This window comes from Neisseria sp. P0022.S010 (assembly GCF_051956635.1).
Window position 1 is genome coordinate 1 of sequence record NZ_JBQCXF010000875.1, and the last position, 468, is coordinate 468.

Annotated in this window: 1 protein-coding gene; it reads right to left on the reverse strand. The window is 33.8% G+C overall.

Annotated features, from left to right (window positions below; translation table 11 throughout):
• Window positions 1-149: 149 nt before the first annotated feature.
• Window positions 150-468 (reverse strand): hypothetical protein (locus tag ACTHUT_RS21880; protein WP_440419920.1); only part of this gene is annotated, 319 nt, incomplete at its 5' end.

The window sequence follows — 468 nt, forward strand, 5'->3', positions numbered from 1 at the left end:
ATTGTGCTATCTAAGTTTAGAGAAATATATTCCAAAGCATCTTGTAAATCCTTTTTATTTTCTAATGAGTGTAAATATTTAATTATTTCTAGATTGCTCATTGCATTAATTATTTTATAATTAATTTTCATAGCCTTTATATTTTAAAATTAGGGCAATGCTAAACTACCAGCTCCTGCTACGGGGGTGGCAACAAATGATATAGCAACAGCTCTTACAATTTTATACCCTATGTAGATTGCAGCGGCGGTTCCCGCTGCTTTCCCCACAGTTTTCAAATTTTCTTGGGTTTGACTATTAGGCACTGAAGAAGGTGAGGTACATCTACCAGGGGATGGTGGAGGTAAATCATCGCAATTATCATTTAACCATTGTTTATGTTTTTTCAAAGTTTCTTTAAGTTGTTCAACTAGTTGAATATGTCCTTCAACTGAATCTCTAGGCTTTATACCAGGTTTGTGCTTATAT